Origin of the sequence: Segatella cerevisiae, from assembly GCF_024054555.1 — a bacterium.
In the GTDB taxonomy this organism is placed as follows: domain Bacteria; phylum Bacteroidota; class Bacteroidia; order Bacteroidales; family Bacteroidaceae; genus Prevotella; species Prevotella cerevisiae.
The window spans coordinates 18,181-39,308 of sequence record NZ_JAMXLY010000030.1; the positions used below are offsets into that span (position 1 = coordinate 18,181).

Annotated in this window: 18 protein-coding genes; 8 read left to right on the top strand and 10 right to left on the bottom strand. The window is 44.5% G+C overall.

Annotated elements, in window-relative coordinates; genetic code table 11:
• The first annotated feature begins 101 nt into the window (after nucleotides 1-101).
• Nucleotides 102-1,349, top strand: coding sequence for a DUF4876 domain-containing protein (locus tag NG821_RS08315; protein ID WP_252761195.1), 1,248 nt, complete (start codon nucleotides 102-104; stop codon nucleotides 1,347-1,349).
• 459 nt (nucleotides 1,350-1,808) lie between these two features.
• Nucleotides 1,809-3,065, top strand: a complete 1,257-nt coding sequence (locus NG821_RS08320; RefSeq protein ID WP_252761196.1) for a DUF4876 domain-containing protein — start codon at nucleotides 1,809-1,811, stop codon at nucleotides 3,063-3,065.
• A 192-nt stretch (nucleotides 3,066-3,257) separates the two neighbouring features.
• Here the strand turns inward: NG821_RS08320 and NG821_RS08325 are convergent, their stop codons facing one another.
• The 4 genes from NG821_RS08325 to NG821_RS08340 form a co-directional block, all read right to left on the bottom strand.
• Nucleotides 3,258-3,800, bottom strand: a complete 543-nt coding sequence (locus tag NG821_RS08325) for a hypothetical protein (RefSeq protein WP_252761197.1) — start codon at nucleotides 3,798-3,800, stop codon at nucleotides 3,258-3,260.
• Nucleotides 3,801-4,042: 242 nt separating this feature from the next.
• Nucleotides 4,043-4,600, bottom strand: a complete 558-nt coding sequence (locus NG821_RS08330; protein WP_252761198.1) for a hypothetical protein — start codon at nucleotides 4,598-4,600, stop codon at nucleotides 4,043-4,045.
• Between the two features lie 275 nt (nucleotides 4,601-4,875).
• Nucleotides 4,876-5,643 (bottom strand): glycerophosphodiester phosphodiesterase, encoded by a 768-nt coding sequence (locus NG821_RS08335; RefSeq protein WP_252761199.1) that lies wholly within the window; start codon nucleotides 5,641-5,643, stop codon nucleotides 4,876-4,878.
• A 529-nt stretch (nucleotides 5,644-6,172) separates the two neighbouring features.
• Nucleotides 6,173-6,823, bottom strand: a complete 651-nt coding sequence (locus tag NG821_RS08340) for an NAD(P)-dependent oxidoreductase (RefSeq protein WP_252761200.1) — start codon at nucleotides 6,821-6,823, stop codon at nucleotides 6,173-6,175.
• A 269-nt stretch (nucleotides 6,824-7,092) separates the two neighbouring features.
• Between NG821_RS08340 and NG821_RS08345 the strand changes: the two genes are divergently transcribed.
• The 3 genes from NG821_RS08345 to NG821_RS08355 all read left to right on the top strand — a co-directional run bounded on the left by NG821_RS08345 (nucleotide 7,093) and on the right by NG821_RS08355 (nucleotide 12,687).
• Nucleotides 7,093-7,986: a DNA/RNA non-specific endonuclease gene (locus NG821_RS08345; protein ID WP_252761201.1), complete on the top strand. Its 894-nt coding sequence runs from the start codon at nucleotides 7,093-7,095 to the stop codon at nucleotides 7,984-7,986.
• A gap of 244 nt (nucleotides 7,987-8,230) precedes the next feature.
• Nucleotides 8,231-11,590 (top strand): two-component regulator propeller domain-containing protein, encoded by a 3,360-nt coding sequence (locus tag NG821_RS08350; protein WP_252761202.1) that lies wholly within the window; start codon nucleotides 8,231-8,233, stop codon nucleotides 11,588-11,590.
• 74 nt (nucleotides 11,591-11,664) lie between these two features.
• Nucleotides 11,665-12,687: a glycoside hydrolase family 53 protein gene (locus tag NG821_RS08355; RefSeq protein WP_252761203.1), complete on the top strand. Its 1,023-nt coding sequence runs from the start codon at nucleotides 11,665-11,667 to the stop codon at nucleotides 12,685-12,687.
• Between the two features lie 98 nt (nucleotides 12,688-12,785).
• On the opposite strand, the gene NG821_RS08360 is transcribed toward NG821_RS08355, so the two are convergent.
• From NG821_RS08360 to NG821_RS08380, 5 genes are all read right to left on the bottom strand, one after another.
• Nucleotides 12,786-13,562: a porin family protein gene (locus NG821_RS08360; RefSeq protein WP_252761204.1), complete on the bottom strand. Its 777-nt coding sequence runs from the start codon at nucleotides 13,560-13,562 to the stop codon at nucleotides 12,786-12,788.
• On the bottom strand, nucleotides 13,562-14,698 hold the full coding sequence (locus tag NG821_RS08365) for a PCMD domain-containing protein (RefSeq protein WP_252761205.1): 1,137 nt from the start codon (nucleotides 14,696-14,698) through the stop codon (nucleotides 13,562-13,564). The genes NG821_RS08360 and NG821_RS08365 overlap by 1 nt, the downstream gene beginning before the upstream one ends.
• Nucleotides 14,699-15,702: 1,004 nt before the next feature.
• Complete coding sequence (locus tag NG821_RS08370; RefSeq protein ID WP_252761206.1) at nucleotides 15,703-16,830, bottom strand: AAA family ATPase; 1,128 nt, start codon at nucleotides 16,828-16,830, stop codon at nucleotides 15,703-15,705.
• 228 nt (nucleotides 16,831-17,058) lie between these two features.
• Nucleotides 17,059-17,445 (bottom strand): winged helix-turn-helix transcriptional regulator, encoded by a 387-nt coding sequence (locus tag NG821_RS08375; RefSeq protein WP_252761207.1) that lies wholly within the window; start codon nucleotides 17,443-17,445, stop codon nucleotides 17,059-17,061.
• Nucleotides 17,446-17,604: 159 nt separating this feature from the next.
• Nucleotides 17,605-18,273 (bottom strand): hypothetical protein, encoded by a 669-nt coding sequence (locus tag NG821_RS08380; protein WP_252761208.1) that lies wholly within the window; start codon nucleotides 18,271-18,273, stop codon nucleotides 17,605-17,607.
• A gap of 697 nt (nucleotides 18,274-18,970) precedes the next feature.
• On the opposite strand from NG821_RS08380, the gene NG821_RS08385 reads away from it, so the two are divergent.
• The 3 genes from NG821_RS08385 to NG821_RS08395 are packed head-to-tail and all read left to right on the top strand — an operon-like array spanning nucleotide 18,971 to nucleotide 20,335.
• On the top strand, nucleotides 18,971-19,447 hold the full coding sequence (locus tag NG821_RS08385; protein WP_252761209.1) for a glutathione peroxidase: 477 nt from the start codon (nucleotides 18,971-18,973) through the stop codon (nucleotides 19,445-19,447).
• Between the two features lie 8 nt (nucleotides 19,448-19,455).
• Nucleotides 19,456-19,914 (top strand): MarR family winged helix-turn-helix transcriptional regulator, encoded by a 459-nt coding sequence (locus NG821_RS08390; RefSeq protein ID WP_252761210.1) that lies wholly within the window; start codon nucleotides 19,456-19,458, stop codon nucleotides 19,912-19,914.
• Between the two features lie 13 nt (nucleotides 19,915-19,927).
• Complete coding sequence (locus NG821_RS08395; protein ID WP_252761211.1) at nucleotides 19,928-20,335, top strand: ferritin family protein; 408 nt, start codon at nucleotides 19,928-19,930, stop codon at nucleotides 20,333-20,335.
• Nucleotides 20,336-20,416: 81 nt separating this feature from the next.
• Here NG821_RS08395 and NG821_RS08400 read toward each other — a convergent pair whose 3' ends face one another.
• Nucleotides 20,417-20,701, bottom strand: a complete 285-nt coding sequence (locus NG821_RS08400) for a hypothetical protein (RefSeq protein ID WP_252761212.1) — start codon at nucleotides 20,699-20,701, stop codon at nucleotides 20,417-20,419.
• Between the last annotated feature and the right edge of the window lie 427 nt (nucleotides 20,702-21,128).

Below are 21,128 nucleotides of genomic sequence, written 5' to 3' on the forward strand. Positions count from 1 at the left end.
AAAATAGATCTCAGAAAATGCCGCATCCAACCTCTTGCTGTTGAAATGTAATCGGTGAGAGATGATCTATAATAGAATTAGTCGATAAAACAAATATGGAAATGAAAAGAAAATTACTGGGAATGCTGATGATATTAATGGCCTTGGGCTGTTCGTTCATCTCTTGCAGTGATAATGATAACACGGGAACGCCGGCACGAAATCTCAAACTCGCCCTGACTCTGGATATGCCTTTGGACCTAAAGGATCCGACTTTGCTCAATGCCAATGCAGCATTGGTTAATGTGCAGACAGGTGCCAAATATACTTTTTCCGATTTCAGGAAGGTGGGAGATGTGTATACTGACTCCTTGAATATTCCTGAGGGTACCTATAATGTCACTATTGACGGGAATGTATCTTATCTCATAGACAGTACAACTGTAAAGGCAGCCGTCAAGACTTCCGAGGACAATGTCCATCTCACAGCGACATCTGAGTCGGAGACTGTAGACAAGAAAATCGCTTTGAATACCTTCAATGCTCAGAATGGATTTGTCATCTCTGAGATCTTTTATACAGGAACACTGACGCCTGCCGGGAAACCATATACCAGTGACCAGTATATCAAGATCGCCAACAACAGTGATACGACTATGTATGCTGATGGATTGGCCTTCGTGGAGTCGGCCTTCCTTTCAACTCAAAAAGAGGATTATACGCCTGATATTATGAATCAGGCGATGACCATTGATGCAATTTACCTGATCCCCGGTTCAGGAAAAGAACATCCTGTAAAACCCGGACAGGAATTGCTCCTTGCTTTGGATGCCAAGAACCATAAGGAACTCAATGCCAATTCAGTAGACCTGAGCAAGGCAGACTTCGAGTTTTATGACGAATCTTCTGATCCTCATTTTTCAGATGATGACAATCCGGATGTCCCCAATTTGGATAGTTGGTACAACTATTCCCTTTCTTATTTCATCCTTCATACCGGTGGGTACAAGACTTATGCACTTGCCCGGCCTGAGGTCAATAAAGATACGTTCCTGGCAAATTACCGGTATACCTACACGTATGATTTTTTATCCCCTAATGGCACGACTTTCAAGATGAAGGGTGTAGGTTTTAAACTCCCGAATGCATGGATCGTAGACGCCGTCAACCTGAGTGTGCCGGGCTCTCATAAGTGGAATATTGTTTCAAGTAAATTGGATGCCGGCTGGACTTACTGCGGTAAGGTGGCCCAAGACAAGAACCGGTATGGGAAGGCTGTGCGCAGGAAACGTGCAGGCACGAAATTCGTAGATACAAATAATTCCACGAATGACTTTACGCCTGATACAATTCCTTCGTTATTAGAGTAAAAGCAATAGGTGGAGTGGGGAGAATGTCATCCTTCTTCACTGGCATTTAGGGGAAGTAATCAGTATAAGATTGAAGTGAATCATTGGAGTTTTGAAATGGATTTCCTCTTATATGTCGGTTTGGCTAATCTGAAGGGTTCTCTCCATCTGTCGGAACGAACAGTAGTGTATTTTCGAATGTTCTGTGTTCTATAGTGTGTAGTGATGGCCTTCAATGCTTCTGAAAGGGGGTGTTGGAGGCCTGTTTTTTACTCTCGTGTGTGGCTTTGTTATTTAGGATAAGTCTTTTAAGATGATGTCGACAGCGTCGCTCTGGTGGCATCGGAACTCGGCAATATGTCCATCTCAGAAATAATCTGGTATTAGTGGCTGGTATCCTAATCTGAATCGTAAATGCGTTGAAAGGATTGCTCTTGGAATGGAACCTTAACATATAATAATCAATAAACAAGTTTGAAAATGAAAAGAAAATTATTTGGTATTTTAATGATCGTAATAGTCCTTGGCAGTGCGTTTGTCTCCTGTAAGGACAATGATGATTCGGCGGACAGTTCTGCGCGTGAACTGAAACTTGCCCTGGCTTTGAATATGCCTTTGAATGTGCAAGCGCCGGTATTGCTCAATGCCAATGCGACATTGGTGAACGTGCAGACCCGAAAGACGTATACGACTTCCAATTTCAGGAAGAGCGGTGAACTGTATGCAGACTCCTTGAATATTCCCGAAGGAACGTATAATATCACGATTGATGGGAATGTTTCTTACAGTATCGACAGTACAACGGTAAAGACAGCCGTGAAAACTTCAGAGAAAAATGTCAGTCTCGTAGCAGCATCGTCTGAGTCGGAAACTGTAGATAAGAAAATTGCCTTGAATACATTCAACGCTGAGGAGGGATTCGTCATCTCGGAGATTTTCTTTACCGGTACTCTGACACCTGACGGAAAGCAGTATTCTGATGACCAGTATGTCAAGATAGCCAACAATAGCGATACGACGATGTATGCCGATGGACTGGCATTCGTGGAATCTTCATTCCTGACAGTGGAAAAGGAAGATTATACTCCTGACATTATGAATCAGGCGATGACCGTAGACGCTGTATACCTGATACCGGGAACGGGGAAGGAATATCCCGTAAACCCCGGTCAGGAACTGGTCCTCGCTCTGAATGCCAGAAATCATAAGGAACTCAATCCCAATTCTATAGATCTGAGTCATGCTGACTTCGAGTTTTATGACGAATCTTCTGATCCTGATTTTGCGGATGATGACAATCCTGATGTGCCTAACCTGATCAGTTGGTCAAACAATTCTTATTCTTATTTCACCCTTCATAACCGGGGATTCAAAACGTATGCACTTGCCAAACCTCAGGTCGATATGGATACTTTCCTGAAGAATTACAGGTATACTTACACCTACGTTTTTACGTTTGATGGTATCTCCTATGATATGGATGATGACGGTTATAAATTGCCGAATGCCTGGATTGTCGATGCCGTCAATCTGAGTGTGGCAGATTCTTATCAATGGAATGTCGTTTCGAATACTTTGGACAAAGGTTGGACGCATTGCGGTGAGGTTGACCACGACAATAGTAGATATGGAAAAGCAGTGGTCAGGAAGAAATCGGATAACAAATTCGTAGATACGAATAACTTGACGAATGATTTCAATGCCGATGCCCATCCTACGTTGCTCGACAATGACTGATTACCTCTTGTCATGACTGAACCTGACGTAAGTTGGATGAAGCTGTATCAGTGGTAATAAAATCCGGCTCTATGTCGGAGCGATCTTAGGAAAGAATGTCTTGTAAGTTCTTTCAGTTCTATCGTATTATAATGCCTTCAATACCCTGATCAGTGGTATTGAAGGCATTTCTATCAAACGGATCAGTATTCTTTACAAGTCGTTCATAAACTGTTTCTTATGGTTGGACGAATTGATGGCGTCAGTATATTGGATATGGGTACTGAAATTATGGTAAACACCTTTGCTCTTTTGGACAAAACCATAGATCTGACCCTCTTTTGCGTTGATGATGAATCCGGGTTGTTCCGGGCTTTGGTCATGCTCGACAAAAGCATTGTTGCCGTATTTGCTGGCAAGGAGTTTTCGGAGTTCTTCCAGCCTGATCTTGGCATCCTGAGCATTCAGATGATTATAATAAGCCTGTGCTGCAAATACGATCTGTGTCTCGGGGTCAAAATAGACGGCGATCTTAGCTTTCTTATTCAGAAATTTGCCATTGAAGATCCTTGTCCCGTCTTCCACCGAATATTTGCTAGAGAACTTATTCAGTTTGAATCCCTTTGAAATCAGTTGTTTCTGATACTGCTCGATGGTTCCCGTCAATGGAATCCCATTGAATTTCAAGTGTTCATTCTGAGCTTGTGCAAAGATGGACAAGAGGGAGAAAAGGGCTATCAATACAGATTTTTTCATATGAGTTCTGCTTTATTATAATTTCTGAAATGACGAACAAAGATACATAATTTCCTGAATATGTATACTATTCTTCTAAAACTATTTTCAGGTAACTGTTTTTTTATCCCAATTTCGGAAACTTTAAAAGTTTTTGAGCAAGCATCAGAAAGGATATGAAGGTGCTATAGGTTTCTTTGGAACTTGTTTCTTGTGAGAAAAAATCAGATGGAAAGTGGGCGGGTAAAGTCGCGTCTCCCTGTTCACAGATCATTCATGATCCGGTGCTGGTGACTCGCCTCGCTGAGGGAATCCGTGTATTCTATATAAGTATTGTAAAAAATTGTGCTTTTGGTGATATAGCCATAGACCTGCCCTTGTGAGGTGGTCAATAGAAATCCCGGCAGTTCCTTGCTTTGGTCGGCTTCCTTCATGTGATTGGCACCGTATTTACTGGCGAGGAGACTCTTGAAATATTCGAGTTTGAATTGTGCTGAATTCTTATTGAGTTTGGTGAAATAAGCCTGAACTCTGAAGACCTGATCCGTCTTGGTATCGAAAAAAACTCTGATTTTCGCTTTCTGGTTGACGAATTTTCCATGGAAGAGCCTTTTGCCTTCAGGCGCCAAAGTACCGTCAAGTTGTTCGTTCTCGAATTTGTTGATAACGTTTTGCGTGAAGCCTTTTGCAATCAATTGGGCTTGGAATTGAGAAATAGTACCTGTAATGGGTATTCCGGCAAATTTCATGTGTCCGGACTGTGCCTTTGACATGACCGAAAGCAGGCAGAAAATCAATAATAAAATGTTTTTTCTTATCATGCAATTCTTGTTTTGATTATCCTTATCGAGAACAAAGATACATAAAATCTCATGAAAAATGACAAATATCCCTCTTCTCAACATTAATTAACAAGTTTTGCGAATTAGCATGATAATGGATAATCTTCTTGATTACAAGGCTGTTGGGGATGGTAGGCTTTCTGATAGAATCGATTCGATAGGTTCTTTACGGTTGTAGATGAGGCTGGTTGTGAGAAAAGGGATCTCGGCAGAGGAGATCAGAACATTCCTTTGCCGGGAGACCCCATGTTATGTTATTTTGTCAATTTCAAGGCTTCTACAGGATGGTTGGTCGTGATGAAGTCCACCTTTTCGTTGATCAGTTGTTTCATCTTGTCCTGATCATCCACTGTCCAGACATTGACGATCAGTCCCAGTCGATGGGCTTGGGTGATCCATTCAGGATGCTTGAAAAAGCAACTCTGCTCATAGTCGATGCCAGTGCAACCGATGGCCCTTGCCTGTTCTGGTGTCAGGTCTCCATTGAGGTATGCGATCTGGACATTTCTAGGAGCTTTCCGTGCGAGTTGTTCACAGACATTCTGACTGAAGGAGATATATTCCACTTGCTTCACCATGCCCAACTGTTTTACAATGTTGAGGACAGAGTCCACGCAGCGGTCTTCTGCTTCAGGCGTGATATGGGCCTTGATCTCGAGGATCATCTGAGTGCCGTGCAACTTTTTCCCTTCCTCGAGGTAAGCCCTCAGGGTAGGGAGAGGTTCTCCGTTAGATAATTTCTCGTTCGCGAGGTCTTTGTAGTTGGCAAGTTCGATGTTGATCCCATCAGGGCGTACACGGTCATGGTTGACGACCACGACACCATCTTTAGTAATGTGAACATCGAATTCTGAACCGTACACACCTAAGCCGTGTGCACCCTTGAGAGAAGCCAGTGAGTTCTGTGCAGCACCCGGAGCTGTCCAATACCCTCGGTGTGAGATCACTCTGGTTTTTGCAGAAACGCCAATGGCAGATACCAGACAAAGAGCCATAAGTGCTAATTTGATTTTTTTGTACATGTTTTTGATATTTAGAATAAATTGATCCATTATATAAAATAAGGTTTGTTCAGTCCGGCCCTCATATCGATACAACAAATGTCTTTGTAGGTATATAAAGGTTGGTGAGGTGAACGAATCTGTGATATATGAATTGCGATGAACTCCCTTTATCCTGTATCATGCGATTGTAAATTGACGGTTCAAAGTTATAACTATTTCGGAAACTGAGCAAACCGGATCTTTGAAATAGTTATGATAATAAGTTTACACGCAAACCTTTACAGATTTTGGAACTTCAGAAAATGAAAAGAACGATGCCCCTCTGCGGGTGATTTGCAAAAAGTTCCTTTACGGACTTCTGCACTAGTGACTAACGAGTTGTTTTCCTGTACGTTTTTATAGTGATCAGAGCACTTTGGACTTGCCTTTCATGGAAGATACTGTGCTTTCAGGGGTATTAAAGGCATGTATTTGATTGGAAGAAAGAAGATTGCTCCGGAAAAAGGCGGAGCAATCTTTATCTGTAATGATACGTCTCCAATCAGGCTTAGTAACCTATGGTGAAACGCTCTTTATGATGCTGTGGTTTTTCCAGTTCATCCACCATTGCCACGGCATAGTCCTGAACAGAAATATGGCTATTGCCCTCAGCATCTACGACCAAGTTATCTTTGCCGAGACGGAATTTTCCTGTTCTTCCACCATCGCGATCAAACTTGCCAGCAGGAGAGAAGAATACCCAGTCAACGTCATCCACCTTCGTCAGGACATTGAGGTAGAAGTTGCCTAAAGGTCTTACGCCACCCATGATAGCCTCAGGGATAGCTCCAGAGTCAACGACCCTCAGTCCGGGTTTGACGAACAGTGTGCCTGCGCCTCCTACGATCAGGAAACGGTTGACCTTGCTCTTTCTGACAGCTTCCAGAATCTTTGGATAGTTCGTATTGATCAATTCTGTAATATCAGGATTCTTCCATCCCGGGTTATAGGCAGAGATGACAGCATCTTTGCCTTCTGCGACCTTAGCCACAGCATCTACATCAGCTACATCAGCCTCGACAGCTTTGAGGTTGTCATTTTGAGGTAATTTCTTTATATTGCGTACAATTGCCGTCACTTGATGTCCCCGATCCAGCAATTCTTTCAGTATAGCAGACCCTACGAAACCGGTCGCACCGATTAAAACTACATTTGCCATAATTTCCCTTTCTGTTATATATTATTACATTTGTTATTAAGATACACAAGGCAAATATACAATAGTTTTCCCATATCCCCAAGGATTTCAAGGAGGAATTGTGTATAAAAACGAAGAAAAATCCATTTATGGTTGAAGGGCCCTCGGTCGGCATTTCCCCTTTGCAGAAAGCGCCTGAACAGTTATTTTGACTGAAGCCATTTTTTCTTTGATTAATTGGTAATATTTCGTCATCCTTTACGTTTAATCAGTAGATTTAAAATTGGGCTATGAAACTATTACGATATTCGGCTTTCTGTGGATTGCTGGTGGCGCTCTCACTCCTCTCCGGTACATCCTGCGCTCACAAGGGTGGACATCTGCCGATGGCAGGACCGGTTCTTGCAGAGGAAAAGCAGACTCCTTCTGACGGGACTGTTCACAACTCCGGTCGACAAGCAGGGCTTGCTCCTGTACTTTCCGGACATTCGGCAAAAGTGACGGGACTGGAAATCCCTGCACCTTTGAAAAACACCCCTGAAAGGATACTCAGGCGGACTGGTTTTGTGGAATCCTATAATTCCGCCACCAGAATACCTTCTTGGGTCGCCTGGCATCTGACAACAGCGCATACAGACGGTCCTGTTCAGCGCAAGGACTATGACTATATGGACGATGGGAGCGTGCCGGATCCGAAAGAGTACAGCGAAGATTACCGGCATTCCGGTTGGACACATGGGCACATGTGTCCTGCAGGGGACAACAAATGGTCGGCAAAGGCAATGGCTGATTGCTTTCTGGTGACTAATATGTGCCCTCAGGCAGCAGGACTGAATTCGGGATTGTGGAACACCATCGAGAAGCGTTGCCGTGAATGGGCACAGAAATATGGGGATGTCTATATAGTCTGTGGTCCGGTGTTGCTTCGCGGACAGCATCAGACGATCGGCAGAAACAGGGTTGTCGTGCCTGAGGCGTTCTTCAAGGTCGTACTCTGTATGCGGGGCACGCCGAAAGCGATAGGTTTCATCTGCCGGAATCAGTCTGCCAAAGGCCGGAAACCCGTGGAATTTGTCAATACAGTAGATGAGGTGGAGCGGATCACCGGCATCGATTTCTTTCCCGCTCTCCCTGATCGGATTGAGAAGGAGGTCGAGAGTCATTGTGATTTGAATAATTGGTAATCCTATAAGATCGTTTTGATTGTCTTCCTGTGTCTGGATAGTGAACCGCAGGAAAATGATGATGGACCTTCTCCCAAATATGTCGAAGATTAAGGCACTTGCCGTAGTCTCTTGATGACTTTCACCTTGCCCTTCTTCGTTTTTTATTGAAGGAATTCAATAGAAAGGTTTGAAAAAACATTGTTTCTCAAAGAAAATACGTATTTTTGCAGGTAAATAACCCAAACGATTATCTACCTGAATTGTGAAGAACAAGAGAAAGTTTTTTCTAATTATAGTCCTCCTATCGATCATCTTACTGCGAGGGAATGCGAAGGATTACCGCTTCAGAAATGTCACTATTCCCGGGGCTTCTACGATATTGTGCCTGTCCCAAGACGGGGATGGCATGATGTGGATGGGGACTGAGCGTGGCCTGTATGCCTATGATGGTTACCATTTCTATCCGCATTTCGAGGAACATTCTTTTTCCAACCAACGCGTGCATTGCGTCAGGAGAGCCGGAGACCGCCTTTATCTGGGATGTGACAACGGACTGCTCCTCTATAATATCAGAACGAACCGCTATGAGAAAGTACCTGTGGGCGGACCTAAGGATATTCGGGCCGTACTTTTCAGCGGCCGCAAGGTTTATCTCGGTTCCTCCCAAGGCCTTTATGCCTATGATCCCTTCCTGAAAAAGATTCGGAAAGAGGGGAACGAACATTCTGCAGTTTATTCTTTACTGAAGACCCATACGGGGTTGTTGATCGGGACCATCAACGGACTGTTCTTCTACGGCCGGCACAGCGTCCGCCCTGTCAGGATTACGGCAGGACGTCAGCCACTTGTGAACGCCATGGCTTTTGACAAGAAGAGAAACTGCATCTGGCTGGGGACAGAAGGTGCGTTGTATGCTTACCGAAATGGTAAATTGTCGGAGGTGAAGGCGCTCAAAGGCAATTCGGTCAAGTCCCTGACCGTCGATGATCATGGAATCCTCTTCATCGGAACGGACAACGGACTCTACACCTATGACAGAGACGGAAAGACAGAGCGGATAGCCCATGACTCCCGCTATCCCCAGACATTGGTCAACAATATCGTATGGTCGATCTTCAAAGACCGTTGGAACAATATCTGGTTGGGCACGGACAATGGCATCTCCCAATTCTCTCAGAACAGCCATTATAAATGGGTGCCTTTGAGTGATATTACAGGCAATGGTGACGGCAACTGCCTGCACGTATTCTTCCAGGACAGGTCGGGGACCAACTGGATCGGCGGGACTAACGGTCTGATCCGTTTTCAGTTGACAACGCAAGGCTATGCTCATCTTGCCTGGTACCGGCAGAACGATGCTTCACATTTCCTGTCCCATAATCGTGTCAGAAAGGTGTACCAGGATACTGATGGGGATATCTGGGTGGCAACAGACCATGGCATCAACTATTACAATCCCCGGACAGGAACTTTCCGCAACTTTATCGTCAGGGACCTCAGTGGCATTTATTCGACAGCGTGGGCGTACGATATCCTGTTGGACGAGCGGGGCAGACTGTGGATCGCCTCATATATGGGAGGAGTCTTCGTGATCTCGAAGAAAAAACTCCTCGCCTCTTCAGGCTCATGCGTCGCTGACCGCCACATCTCCACTCATAACGGGCTTCAGGGCATCCATGTCGAGCAACTCTGTGAGGATCGGAAAGGCAGGATATGGGCATTGGTCTTCGGCAAAGGCATCGACTGCATAGACCCGTCCACTTACAGCGTGAGACGTACACAGTCACCTTATATATATAACGTGATTGCCACAGACGCTTCGGGCCGCTTGTGGGCAGGCCGGGATGGTGGCGTGGACATCTTCACCGATCCCGGAAAGAGGGTGATGGTGAACGCCTTCCATGACAACAGTTCTTCAGGGAGAGTGACGGCCATGTGTCGGGTGGCAGACAGGATGTGGGTGTTTTCCGCCAACGTCTGCCGGATGATCAGTAGGAACGGGAACAACAGCAGTTTCAGAATTCCCGGAATGGAGGTCCTTGCAGCCTGTTATTCGCCCCGTGACCACTGTGTCTATCTCGCAGGCAATGACGGGTATATCAGTATGGACATGACGGCCATCTCGCCATCTTCATTCCAGAGTGGCCCGGTCATCCTTTCCGAACTGCTTGTCAATGGCAATCCCTATCAGGACAAGCGGGGGAATGTGCGATACCTGAAAGATTTCGTCTTCAGTCATAATGAAAATGACATCACCTTCGAACTGACGGATCTGCCTTACAACAATCACCTGTCTTCAATGTATGCCTATCGCCTGGAAGGGATTGACAAGAACTGGCAGTATGGGAATCTGGAAGACGGGAGGATCACTTACAACGGCCTGGACTATGGTTCTTATCGGCTTGTTGTCAAGGCGATGGACGGGAAAGGCAATCTCTCGGATGAGGTCTATTCCGTGAAGATCAAGATCCTTCCCCCTTGGTATCTTTCCGTATGGGCAAAACTGTTGTATGCCATCTTCCTGATTGCGTTGGCAGTATGGAGTTTCAATTTCTATACGGTCAAGAAGCGGTTGAAGATGGAGCGTCAGGAGAAAGAGCGCATACTGGAACAGTCTCGCTCTAAGGTAGAGTTCTATGCCCATCTGTCCCGTCATTTGAAGGAATATCTTGGTCGGATCATGGCATCAGTCAATCGCCTGATGTCGCCGGGGTATAAGACGAAGGCGCCTATGGAAATGGAGGATATTCGGAAAAATGCTGCCCTCCTGAGCGACCTGACGCATAAGAGTCTGGATATTGATTCTGACTCGGGAGAGGAAGAAGGACAACTGGATCTGACTTCGGTGGACATCATCGAACTCTGCCGGCAGTTGGTCGGAGATAATAAAGGGAAAGCTGCCGAGAAGCACATGACCTTGAGATTCTCCACTGATGATGAGGCACTGTTCAAACAAGTGGACATCATCAAGTGGACCATCATCTTCTATGATACCTTGGCCTTCATGACCGGGAGGTCAGAACGGGGCGCTGTACTCACTTTCTCCGTGAAGAGTGATATGATCGGGGAGAAAGTCAACATCGAACTGTCTGACAATAAGATGAAACTCCTTCCTGAAGAGCGGGCGATGATGTTCCAGCGTTTTTCTTCTCTATATGCCGTCAGAAAATATACGGTATTGCATCAGGGAACCTTGAAAGTGGATCATTCTGAAGAGGGACACACCACCTTTTTCTTCACTTTCCCGCTAGACCGGAGCATCGCAAAACCGATAGCCGACGTCCCTGAAAAAGCACCGGAAGACAATGCCGATGATGCGCTCCTTGCTGAGATTACGGAGGCGATAGAGCAGAACATAGAAGATTCTGATTTTAATGTCACCCAACTCCAGAAAACTGTAGGGATGGGGAGCAAACAACTCTATCGCAAGATCAAACAATTGACGGATATGACTCCAGTAGAACTCATTCGGAACCAGAGGATGAAGAAAGCTGCCTCGCTCTTGAAAGAGGGCAAGTTCTCCGTCTCCGAGGTGATGTACATGGTCGGATTTTCCAATTCCGGGTATTTCTCGAAGTGCTTTCAAAAAGCTTTCGGTGTGACTCTGAAGGAGTATAAATAGTGAGTCAGGGCAGGGGATTCAACTTACAGAGCAAGTCATCAATCAGTGATAAATACTATTAATTTGAAGACGATATGAAAACGATCAAAGTATTGGGAATCTTTTTATTCCTGTTGTTTTCTTCTTCCATCCATGGCGCCGATACCTTCTGGTTGGGTGCAGACATCAGCGGTACGACACAGTTGGAAGCAGAAGGCCAGAAGTTGTATAACGTCCAGGGCATAGAGACGGAGAATACCCAACTCATGAAGCAATATGGGTTGAATGCCGTGCGGCTTCGTGTATGGGTGAACCCGAAAGGCGGATGGTCCGGTCCTGAGGATGTCCTGAAAATGGCACTTCGTGCCAAGAAAGCGGGCATGGCGATCATGATAGACTTTCACTATAGTGACTGGTGGGCAGATCCCGGCAAACAAGTGATCCCTGCAGCCTGGAAGAATATGAGTTTTTCACAAATGAAAAAAGCCTTGGCTGACCATACGGCTTATACGTTGAAACTACTGAAAAAGAACGGCATTGATGTCAAGTGGGTCCAGGTAGGTAATGAGACCACCAACGGTTTCTTGTGGCCCGTTGGGAATGCGGAAAAGAACATGAAGCAGTATGCCGAATTGACGGCAGCAGGTTATCAGGCTGTCAAACGCGTCTATCCGAAAGCGAAGTGCATCGTGCATCTGGACTGCGGGGCAGATCAGAAGAGGTACGACTTTATCTTTGACGGTCTGAAGAAATACGGTACGAAATGGGATATGATCGGGATGAGCGTCTATCCTTACTGGGACCAGGATTCCAAGATCACGCATAGCGATGAGGAGACTTTGGAGAGGGTGATGGCCAATATTCACCACTTGTATCAGAAATACGGTTCGGAGACAATGATCGTGGAGACCGGTTGCAATGCCGATTCCGCTGTGAAAGGGAAGGTCTTCCTGAAAGCCCTGATCGAACAGGCAGCCCATCACACAGACGGTCACTGTCATGGCGTCTTCTACTGGGCACCGGAATTGGAAGGGGAATACAAACTCGGCGCTTTCCGCAACCATCGTCCTACTGTCATCATGGATGCCTTCAAAGAGGAGGCTCCCAAAGTGAACTGATCCGGCACACCTTTGATATGACGTATACAAAAAATCAGGCATCCGAGAAGATGCCTGATTTTTCGTTTTGGAGTGATTCTCTGCAGGACAACAGAAAGTTAGAATTTGTACCCGAATCCCAAGTTGAGATAGATCGGATACAGATTGAAGGTGACCGTCTTGAAATCACTCTTGAAAATATCATTGAGTCCCCATGAGAGGTCAGCATTCACACTGAAATGATTGAAAGCAAACCATGAAGCACCGGCCTGCAAACCGGTCTGAAAGCGCCGAAGATCGTGGGAAAAATCGTAAGTGCCGCGCTTGCCGTCTTTAAATTCAAGTTTCTGTCCTACAGGACTTCCCTGTCGGAGGTAGCCGTCAGATACGTATCCGGAGAAATCACCGTCCAACTTGCAAGATTCGAATATTCCGGCACGTACCCGCCATCTTCCGTTGATCTTATAGTTTGCCATGATAGGGATCGTCATCAGAATACTGCTGTATTTCGTATGGACATTTCCAGTATAGTTGCCGCTGACCTTCTGGTTTCCATCGATGACCTCAGTACTATAACTCTTGACCCTCGCACCGGTATGCATGCCCTTCTCTTCAAAGCGCAATCCGGCAGAGACGCCCCATTTCTTCTGTTCACCCAGCCAGTGGATGACATCGCCCTCGATCAAGGCATTCAATCGCGGATCATATTTCTTGATAGCCCGGATCTGTACAGGCAGAGGGATAGGAGCAGATCCGCCGATGTTGATTCCGAACTTGACATCATATTCCCAACCCTTTTTCTCAGCTTCTTGCAAGTACTGGTTCCTGTCGCTTTGGGCATTGACTGCAATGACGGGCATGGCCATCAACAGTACTAATAAAAATATCTTTCTCATTATTTGTTGTCAGCTTTATAAAACAGTTGCATTTCGTCCACTTTGAGAGTGCTGCCTACGGCACCGTTGAAAGTAGCTCCGCCACTACTGGATGACATAATGATGGCAATACTGTATTTGCCTTTTTTGAGTTTGTTCTCATCGATCGTCTTTCCCGGGATGAGATTGAAGGGGATCACAAAACGCGTCCATGTATCCGTCTCTTTCTGTCCCGTGATGCGGGCCTTGGAGACGATTTGGTCACTTGTCAGAGAATTCGTGCCGTCGAGGTGATCTACACCGTTTGAGGTGTCGAAGAACACGGCATAAATATTGAACTCATCCTTTTTGCCCTTGATGACATTGCTGTTGGCATCGGTAAAGACCGGACCGGACTTGTATTTGTAGTAACCCACGAGTTCTGTAGGAACATGGTAGAAAGGCGTGCCGAAATGCGTGGATTTGGCCATATTCGCCATATTTACCTCGAAAGTGCCCGTAAAGAGGTTGCCGGCAGCAAGAGGTGCCTTGAACATGATGCCCAGAGGACCTGTGCTGCGCGTTTCCAGTACTGCGCATTTCCCGATAAAACCGTCGTCGCCCTGATAAGTCGGATAGTCTGTAGGAGCGGCATCTGAATTTGTGATCATGTATCCGGCATTTCCACTGCCCCATTCTGCGGTAGCGCTGTCCGTATTCGTGCTGTCTCCTGTCTGGTCATAGAAGATCTGGAAGAATTTCTTATCCTTGCCTGTATCCGGATCAGGGTAGGTATAATATTTGACGTTTTCGAAATGGAAAATCGTTGCAGGGTTGGAGTAGACATATTCTACGGTGTAGGTCTTTTTCCATTTTCCGTCTTGGGAAGTGACCGTATATTTCTGAGGCGTGGAGAAATTCAGAAGCGTTCCACTGGCAGGAGAGATCGTAGCACCCTCAGTGAGCGTGAACTCAGGTTTCTGCTTTGTGATATCCACGGAGTCCTTGATATAAAGGGTGATCTTATCATTCGTTATGATAGGGTCGCGGATCAGTATACTGTCACCGGCCATACAAGATGTAATGTCGGCTTCGTCGTTGAGAGCTTCTTCTCTGATGCAGGAACTGAATGTAAATACTTCTAAGCAAAGGAGCAAAAGAAAAATTTTTTGTTTCATAGTCTTGTATTTATTTACTGGGGTGCAAAGTTATGAAAAAAATACTAATAATCAGATTTTGGATTGTAGTTTATACTAATTTGGAACGAAATTGCCCACAGGTTATTTAGAATATGTACTTAATGTGGTTGTAAAATCCATTATTTTAAGGAATCTCACCAACCTTCGTCCTGTTAAAGTTGTAATCTCACCATATTATATTTGTCATATTGGTGTTGTTATTGTTAATAATGTTAATTATTGATGCATATATTTGTTTATTTGCGTCATAATGATTACTTTTGCAAAGTAAACATTTCATAGTGAGTAGTAATAAGCTGCTTGACAAGACAGGAAATATGAAGAAGGTCTTTTGGGAAACAATGTGTTATATAAGAGAACGCATGATATTAGTTCTGTTGAAATCGTCAGGAAGAGACGATAAGAGTAGTGACCGCAAGACACTTGTACTCTCAGATATCTGCTTCACCAAAATTCCAGCTCTGACCGCTTCAATATCTTCAATAAAAGAAATAGGGGGATAAAATAGTTTTCCCCGAAAGAATGGGGATGATTTAACAAATTCGTGGAGAATTCTTTTGATCATCATATCGCCTATGATCCTCTTGAAGGCGTTCGGGAGGGATTACTGATTACATTTTGGATGAATGACGCTATTTAGGTTAGTTTAGGCACATTGTCAGGATATGTGCTGAGTAAGTATTAAGTCTATTTAAAATTTTCGTATGTCTTTTATCAACTCAACGCCTGAATGTCATATACAATATGTGTGAATCTTGGATGTGATTCACTGACAGGAGGTTCATGTTGGGTAGTTTTCTGCATTAATCAATCTCTTTGCCATTTGGCAAAGAGATTATTTTTTTCTCTTAAGTTGGATGGATGTTTCGGGTAATGGTATGCTCAGATTGAAACCTTTCGGAGAGGTCATGTAGTCGTTGCCCGATTTACGAGTTGCCGGTCTCTGATTCTCGTTGGCGTGGAGGAATACGGGAGACACCCGATCAACAGAAATTGCGGACGAACCAGAGTTTGAAGACAGGGTCGACAAAGGTATACCGGTCCTGGTATTTCTCGATGATGTCTTTCCGGATGAGCATTTTCTGGTTTCTTGAGACCGACTGAGGCGCGCCCAACTCGTATTTCTCATTGACAGCCTTGGCATTGAAGTGCATCTCACCGTCAGCGATGGCTTTGAGCATATTGATTTGAGAAGGTACGAGATTGTCCGTATCTGTTTCAAATACCGGTGCATTGGTGTCGATGAGAAGCGTCAACTGGGAATTGAAAATTTCATCCGTCACCTTATCCCGGGTGGCAGACCAGACAAAGAAACTGAGTTGCTGCACGTACCACGAGTGACATTCCACGGTATCACAGATCTTTCCTGCCATTTCAGGAGAGATGGTCTTCCCCGTGTCCCGGAAAGACTTGAGGATATAAGGAATCCAATGTTCCCGGCTGATCTTATTCAAATAGAACGTCTGACCGAAGCGGTAGAAGGGATTGTTGGAATTATTGAAGATGTCCAGCATCATGTGCCGTTTGCTGCCGTACAGACAGTAGTTGACATCCTCCTGTTGCTGCCAGACAGACCGCAACATTCCTTCCATATTCTTCCATTCGGGGAGAACGGCCAGTTGCTGGAACTCATCGATGCAGATAATGACATGGTAGTGGTGGCTGGCAGCGAGTTTTTCAGGCAAGTCCAGTATTTCTTCAGCGCTCCTTTTGAGCGGTTTGAAATTCAGGTTGAGAGAGACAGCATTCAGGGAATCGTTGCCAAAGGTGACGCTCGGTTTGAGCGAAGGAATGTATTTCTTCAAGAAAGAGATGGCTTTTTCCAAGGTACTCCCTATGCCGTTGATGACGGCCGTGGCATAAGCATTGTAGAATTCCGCTTCGGTATGTATCCGGAAAGCGTCGATGAAACATACCCGCACATCAGACCGTTCCGCTGTCAGCTCCTGCATCGCCCTCTTGATCAATGAAGACTTCCCCCAACGACGGGGAGAAATCAGCATGACATTGATGCCGTTGCCCAGGAAAGTCTTGATCTTCTGACGCTCCTCTTCACGGTCGATGAAATTTTCTTTTTGGGCGAGTTCGCCATAAACAAATGGTCTTTTCATGTGCAGTTGTTCTGTTTCCAACTCAAAGATAACGAATATCACTCAAGGGTGACTCACCTTAGCGTGATATTTATACTATTTTAAGAGGCTTCTAGTCATTTGACTGATGTGCATGGCTTTTGTTGGAAACCGGACCAATGGACAGCGTTCAGGGAATAGGTGATGCAACAATTCTTCCAACCGAAAACATCCTTCCCAAAGGTCTTGCCCTGTAAAGAAAGACAGATTTTATTGGGAAGGATTGCTCTTTCTCCTGTCGTATTTCATCCTGTCCTTGATGATGTCGTCCATATTGTCCTTCGCCCATTGCAGAAGCGAGTTCAATAGCGGAATCAAAGTTTCAGTCCTTTCCGTAAGGGCGTATTCCACCCTGGGTGGGATTTCCGGGTACATCTTCCGCTTGACCAGACCGTCAGATTCAAGTTTTCTCAGTGTTTCAGTAAGCATCTTCTGGGATACGTCAGGGATATGATGGTGCAAATCCCTGAACCTCAACACCCCAAATTTCTCCAACGTGAAAATGACCAGCATTGACCATTTGTCACTGAAGTGTGAAAGTACGTTCCGGATGGGACAATTAGGGTATAGGGCATTTCTGATTTCTTCTTTTGCCATAAGAGACCGTTACTTTATTTTAATGAACAAAAGTAAAGATATTATCCGGTTGTGGAGATGTACGAAGGTTAAATAACTTTAAAACAGGAAACGCAATGAGGTTGTCAGGCAATGTTAGTTCTTATATGCAGGGAAAGGGCTGTCTGAAAAGCATTGTGATCAGAGGTGTGACGGCCAGAAGACCGTGTTGTCTGTCGTATTCGACGAGTTCTCTTGATCAGTCAGAGAGAACGGGAGTTTTCTTTGGGGACGTTTCTTCCAGACTGTCCAGGAGTCAATTTCTTTCTTGAGCCGTGCGACAGCTTTTTCGTATCCGTCAGGATAAGTTAGCGATTGTACGAACCAGATCTTCTGGCTTGGGATGTATTTGGAATAGTATCGGTAACCGTTGGGTTGTCCGCTGTCATCGTAATAATGACCAGCAAGAATGAAGTATTTCTTCCCATACCGTTTAGCCGTTGCGTGCAGTTGGATACTCAGACTGTCCATTCCCTGTTTCGTGGAGAGACCGTTGATATTGTCAACGATGTTGACGGATTGCCCGATGTAGATCCAGTTGTCCCAATACCTGAATGTACATGTGCCTACGTCATCAGAAAGAGAATCCGGGACATGCTCGAAGAAACTCGGATAGCGCACATAGTAGTGGTAAGACTTGTCATAGTATACATTCATCTTGGTGCTGTTGAGGACCTGTTTCATCCTTTCTGGCATGGAGACCTTCTTCCCCCGACACCGATGAATGGAGAGAAGGGATATCAGTATCGTAAAGATGATAGCGGCAATGACGAAATACCGCATATTGATCCATGATCTGTCTGAGTCCATATATTGGGTTGTTTATATCCGTTCCTTGGGTTGACTCTTTTGCTTGACGAAATAACGACCATAATCTGCAGCAGAGCTGTCTTTGAGTATTATTTTGTTGAGGAGCACGCTCATGGTGCCTGACATTGGCAATCTTCACTTGCTTCATGATACGCACAGAACAATGACCTGTCCGTACCTCCTTTCGGAGCGTTCAAACACCGCCTTTCCTGATAGATTGGTATCGTAAAAGGCGGTGTTCCACCTGAATTTGCATTCAAATATACGAAAATTATAATAAAAGGATTTTACATGAATGAAGATTTAACGAAAATTTTAAAGTTATCATATCAATAATGTATGGTCTCATACCATAATAAGGTACACTTGATCGATCAATGTCTCTATTCCTATTTGGCATATAGCCGTCTGAAATCAGAACTGCTGGATCTGTATTGAGTTCAGGTGTACATTTGTGATACATCGATCAAGGGATTGCGTTTCTGAATGGGACGTACTGGATCATGTCTGTTTGCCGTTTTCCAATTCGCTTCTCTCCACTGAAATGATCTATATCGCCTGCGATATAAGTTAACGATTGTATAATACTATAGTATCGTGCACGATATTCCATAAACAAAGTTAATACTTTGCATATATCTTGCGCGATACAAATAGTTTGCTCTATATTTGCAGTATGGAACAGAACAGAAGTAGGATGAAGACAATTTATGATTTTAAGGCTTTGACAAGCAGAGGGAAGGAATTGGACTTCTCTGATTTCAAAGGAAAGGTCCTTCTGATAGTCAATACAGCCAGCAAATGCGGCTTTACGCCACAGTTTGCCGGGCTGGAGAAACTGAATGAGAAGTACAAGGATAAAGGTTTGACCGTAATCGGATTTCCTTCGGGTGATTTTGCCAATCAGGAACTCTCCGATGGGAGTAAAGCTGAAGAATTCTGCCAATTAAATTATGGTGTAACTTTTCAGATCATGAAGAAGGTCCATGTCAACGGAGACGAGGCAGAGCCGATATTTGAATATTTGAAGAGCAAGACAAAAGGTTTTCTGGGCAGTCGGATCAAATGGAATTTTACAAAGTTCCTTATAGCCAAGGATGGTGAGAGCATCAAGCGTTATTCGCCAGTGACGCCTCCCGAAAAGATAGAAAAGGATATTGTGTCTTTATTGTAATCAGTACGATGGTATACAAACAATTGAAACTCGACAATCAGATCTGTTTCCGTCTTTATACGGTATCTCGACTAGTCATTCAGGCTTATCGCCCTTATCTGGAAAAACTCGGAATCACTTATTCTCAGTATCTGACATTGATGGTCCTCTGGGAACATGGAGATATGCCGGTGAATGATATAGCCAAGAAACTGATGCTGGAAACCAATACGATTACTCCTTTGTTGAAGAGGATGGAGACATTGGGGATTGTAAAACGAGTAAAAGGAAAGGAAGATGCCCGGCAGATGATAGTCATCCTCACAGAGAAAGGTCGGGATATGGAGCAGGAAGCCAAGAAAATCCCACATTGTATGGGCAAACTCCTGAAAGAGAAATGTATAGAAGAAGAAACTGTCCGCAAACTTATTCCTGCATTGGATGATATGATCAGAAAATTGAGCGGTCAGAAGTTTAATAACAAATAACAACGAGAAGATTATGAAATTAAGTGGATCATTTAAAGGGACACCCTTTGAAAAAGTGTTTGAAGGTGCTGCAAATTTGGAAGCACAAGGTGTAGAAACTTATTATGCGATGGCACAGGTCGCTGAAGAAAATGGCAATGAAGATATGGCCAAGGCCTTTCGGGAACTGGCACGTCAGGAAGCGGTACATTCCGGTTATTATGCGACTTTGGCAGGTCTGATCCCCGATGATTTCTGGGGGTATGTCGACAAGATGGCTGAGGGAGAAATCCAAGGACAGGACCAGGTGATGGAATTGTCTCGAAAGGTGAAGGAGGCTGGATATGGTGACATTGCTCGGCAGATAGAACTTTTTGCCAAGCAGGAAGGCGGACACAATGTCATATTAAACAGACTGAAGACGAAATATAAACCGGAATAATCTTATGACCTTTCGTTGCTGCTTCTGTCAGGAATATGCCTGCAATGGGATTGGGATATTCTTGCAGAAGCAGTTTCTGATTTAGCAAAGCGAGTAGACCCGTTCGGAAATGATCTCCATTGCTTTTTCAAGCGCATAATCTGCATCCCAGAAATCCATCGGGAACTTGCCGCTTCTAAAATACTTTTTGCATACTACCTCATCGTCATAATTAGGATTTTCATCGTAGTGCATACGCAAATTCCAGTTGACGAGATAGTAAGGATGTGAGTGACTTGGTGGATAAACGCCTACAGAAATTTTGGCTTTATGACCATCGATTGTGGTCAAAGCAGTGCCATTACTGATAACTTCGTAATCTAACATATGCAAAAAAACAAGTGTTTATTTTGAAAGATTTGTCGTTGATTTTCAATCAGTTGGATGAAACGATTCCTGACATATGGTTATGATTGAATAACTCTGTCAATGAGTCTCTGACATGAAACTGTTGTGGCATGCAGTGAATTCTGAATAGTTACTATTATAAGGCATGACTGGCAACAATACCTAAAAAATGGGTTAATTCACTTTCAAATGGACGGGTCGCATCTGTGTATCCACTTGTAGCATGAGCTATTTCATGCAACAACGTACCACAAAAGTGTTCTTTATCTTGTAATACAGTATACTATACCCCAATTTTAGACAATGTTTAACTTTTATTTAAATAATATACTCATCCACGGAGAGCGCGCATAGCGGCAAGAGGCGTCGTGTAACGCCTCGGCGAGCGTCACGCTGCAGATTGATA

What these genes read in the sequence shown, in the direction of transcription:
- NG821_RS08355 (WP_252761203.1), top strand. Translation starts at nt 11,665, where the DNA reads ATGAAAACGATCAAAGTATTGGGAATCTTTTTATTCCTGTTGTTTTCT.
- NG821_RS08385 (WP_252761209.1), top strand. Translation starts at nt 18,971, where the DNA reads ATGAAGACAATTTATGATTTTAAGGCTTTGACAAGCAGAGGGAAGGAA.
- NG821_RS08325 (WP_252761197.1), bottom strand. Translation starts at nt 3,800, where the DNA reads ATGAAAAAATCTGTATTGATAGCCCTTTTCTCCCTCTTGTCCATCTTT.
- NG821_RS08375 (WP_252761207.1), bottom strand. Translation starts at nt 17,445, where the DNA reads ATGGCAAAAGAAGAAATCAGAAATGCCCTATACCCTAATTGTCCCATC.
- NG821_RS08315 (WP_252761195.1), top strand. Translation starts at nt 102, where the DNA reads ATGAAAAGAAAATTACTGGGAATGCTGATGATATTAATGGCCTTGGGC.
- NG821_RS08320 (WP_252761196.1), top strand. Translation starts at nt 1,809, where the DNA reads ATGAAAAGAAAATTATTTGGTATTTTAATGATCGTAATAGTCCTTGGC.
- NG821_RS08380 (WP_252761208.1), bottom strand. Translation starts at nt 18,273, where the DNA reads ATGGACTCAGACAGATCATGGATCAATATGCGGTATTTCGTCATTGCC.
- NG821_RS08365 (WP_252761205.1), bottom strand. Translation starts at nt 14,698, where the DNA reads ATGAAACAAAAAATTTTTCTTTTGCTCCTTTGCTTAGAAGTATTTACA.
- NG821_RS08370 (WP_252761206.1), bottom strand. Translation starts at nt 16,830, where the DNA reads ATGAAAAGACCATTTGTTTATGGCGAACTCGCCCAAAAAGAAAATTTC.
- NG821_RS08345 (WP_252761201.1), top strand. Translation starts at nt 7,093, where the DNA reads ATGAAACTATTACGATATTCGGCTTTCTGTGGATTGCTGGTGGCGCTC.
- NG821_RS08395 (WP_252761211.1), top strand. Translation starts at nt 19,928, where the DNA reads ATGAAATTAAGTGGATCATTTAAAGGGACACCCTTTGAAAAAGTGTTT.
- NG821_RS08340 (WP_252761200.1), bottom strand. Translation starts at nt 6,823, where the DNA reads ATGGCAAATGTAGTTTTAATCGGTGCGACCGGTTTCGTAGGGTCTGCT.
- NG821_RS08390 (WP_252761210.1), top strand. Translation starts at nt 19,456, where the DNA reads ATGGTATACAAACAATTGAAACTCGACAATCAGATCTGTTTCCGTCTT.
- NG821_RS08335 (WP_252761199.1), bottom strand. Translation starts at nt 5,643, where the DNA reads ATGTACAAAAAAATCAAATTAGCACTTATGGCTCTTTGTCTGGTATCT.
- NG821_RS08330 (WP_252761198.1), bottom strand. Translation starts at nt 4,600, where the DNA reads ATGATAAGAAAAAACATTTTATTATTGATTTTCTGCCTGCTTTCGGTC.
- NG821_RS08400 (WP_252761212.1), bottom strand. Translation starts at nt 20,701, where the DNA reads ATGTTAGATTACGAAGTTATCAGTAATGGCACTGCTTTGACCACAATC.
- NG821_RS08360 (WP_252761204.1), bottom strand. Translation starts at nt 13,562, where the DNA reads ATGAGAAAGATATTTTTATTAGTACTGTTGATGGCCATGCCCGTCATT.